This is a genomic window from Maribacter sp. (assembly GCF_049667165.1).
In the GTDB taxonomy this organism is placed as follows: Bacteria; Bacteroidota; Bacteroidia; order Flavobacteriales; family Flavobacteriaceae; genus Maribacter_A.
Genome location: NZ_JBATHS010000272.1, coordinates 1 through 2,166, shown reverse-complemented (window position 1 = coordinate 2,166; position 2,166 = coordinate 1). Strand labels below are relative to the sequence as shown.

General features: G+C 37.9%; 3 protein-coding genes. All 3 read right to left on the bottom strand.

What is annotated here, in order from left to right; all coding sequences use genetic code 11:
- Positions 1–1,094, bottom strand: a protein-coding gene (locus WBM98_RS13265) for an IS630 family transposase (RefSeq protein WP_424366502.1) whose coding sequence is annotated in 2 segments (ribosomal slippage) — positions 1–671 and positions 671–1,094 — 1,095 coding nt annotated over the 2 segments. Because the reading frame shifts where the segments join, the coding sequence is not laid out codon by codon here. This gene is flagged as partial in the annotation.
- Between the two features lie 74 nt (positions 1,095–1,168).
- Entirely contained in the window at positions 1,169–1,510 is a 342-nt protein-coding gene (locus tag WBM98_RS13260; RefSeq protein ID WP_424366501.1) for a hypothetical protein, read from the bottom strand.
- 10 nt (positions 1,511–1,520) lie between these two features.
- The coding region (locus WBM98_RS13255; protein WP_424366500.1) for a hypothetical protein at positions 1,521–2,166 on the bottom strand (646 nt) is incomplete at its 5' end.

Sequence of the window (2,166 nt, the reverse complement as noted above, 5' to 3'; positions counted from 1 at the left end):
TGCCTGATCGTTTGTAAACTGCCAGTTGATTTTTGCAGTTTTGTTGTTCCTATGGCTTGCCCATGCTTTTACTTCTGATGTTATTTCTTCCATTGTTGCGATATGTCGATTTAGGCATTGACCATTTAGGACATGAAGTTCGATCTCTGCCATATTCAGCCAGCTGCCGTGCTTTGGGGTAAAAATAAATTCAAACCGACCGCATAATCGTTTGGCTTCTTCTGGAACAAATGTCTCGTAAAAAGCCGATGCTCCATGCGTTTTGAAGTTGTCCATGACCAGTCTTATCTTTTTTACTTTTGGGTACATTTCATCTGCAATCCTCTTCATAAATTTTGCCCAATCTTTTTTCGTTTTATATTGAGTGATTTCAACCAACCGTTTACCCTTTAACGGTTCATTGGCCATAAAAACATTAACCATCCCATGTCTGATGTATTCATAGTCCACTCTGGCTTCCTGGCCAGGCTTAATCGATGTTGACGCAACTTCTTCAATTAATTGTTTGGGCGATTCGTCCATACACACAACTGGATAATTTTCATCGTATGGCTGCTTGTAAATATCCAGCACATGTTCCATATTGGCTACAAATTCACTACTTTGTTCCGGTGGAATAACCCATCCTTTTACTTTCCAGGGCTTAAGTTCGTTTTTTTTAGTACTTCGCCCACTGTTACATGCGAAATATAATCAACATAGTTTAACTCGACCATCTTGTCTGCTAAAAGGCGTAGTGACCATTTCGAAAACCCTTCCGGAGGATCGCTGCAACAAAGTGTTACCAGTTTTGCTTCAACATCTCCATCCACCTTTTTTGTGTAATTCTGCGACGAAAGTCTTCGTTCTAACACACTGTCAAACCCTTCTTCAATGAACTTCTTTTTGACCCGATCAATGGTACTTTCCCCTACCCGCAATATCTTGCAGATTTCTGAATTTCTAATTTCTGCATTGGCCGAATATTCGCCTTTGTCACAATTCAATAAAATATAAGCCGCTCTATAAGCCTGAGAGGTATGGCTTCCCTTGCTTATTACTTTATTCAATTCTTCTACCTCAAATTGATTGAGTTTTATTGTGTACAGTACCATGTTTTTTTTGATAAAAATACACAAGCAAACCGTCATATCCAAACTAACTTAACACTAGTAACACCTGAAACAATTCATATATTTTTTAATCTATCTTTAAGATCTTTGGGTAATTCAATAACAAAATTATTTCCCAAGATATTCTTAAGCGTTTCAATATCTGATTTAGCCTGTAAAACAGAATAATTATTGTCTATTCTCTTAAAGTCGTGCTTAATAGCATCACAATAAAAATCTAGTAGATTGTAAAACAAGTTCAAATCGTCTTTATTAAAATCCTTATTGTATTTTCTGGAAATTTCGTAAATTTCATCATCAACATCAAAAGCATAATTTCGAATCCCCTTCTTAAATTCTTCAGACCAAGCCAAGGTTTTTTCCAGTAAAGCCCCCAATTCTATAATAAACTGATCCATATCGTCTTGTTTAAAATCTTTTCCAAAAATCACCTTGATCTCCAGGTTTTACTTGCCATGGTCTATGTCTGCCAATTCCACCTGGCCCTCGTCTATGGTAGTGTAGACCATTTCTTATATCCAAATCAAGTCTAAAATTCTTTCCGGTCTTAAGTAAAGTAGAACCTCTCATTGAAGTACTAGATAATATCCTCCAACTTCCGACCCCAAATCCAGCACCCGTGTATACTCCTCTTGTTACGGCTATTTCTAAAGCTTTTTCTGTTCCAAATCCAAAGTCGTATCCCACTTCATAGCCCGACATATTTGGAATATTCTGGACATAGTTTATTGAACGGTCTCCCACCTGAGCATGCATCATCAACCCTTCGATGGATGTTGGATTGATAAATGTCGCAAAATCAAGTACGCCTTGCCCCAAATCTTTCCAGCCTTGTGTAGTACCTAAACTCGAGAAGAAATCTACTGTACTTCCAAATCCTGCTCCAAAGCCATCTAAAAAGCCACTGTCAAAACCTCGAATGCTTTCATATGCAATACCCATTCCACTTTGTGAAGCTGCAAAAGCATCCAACTCACTTGAGATTCTCATCTCATTTTTAACAGCCAAATGAGCATCAAGTTGTGAGTTCGAGAACCCCATGTTTTGTTGTCCG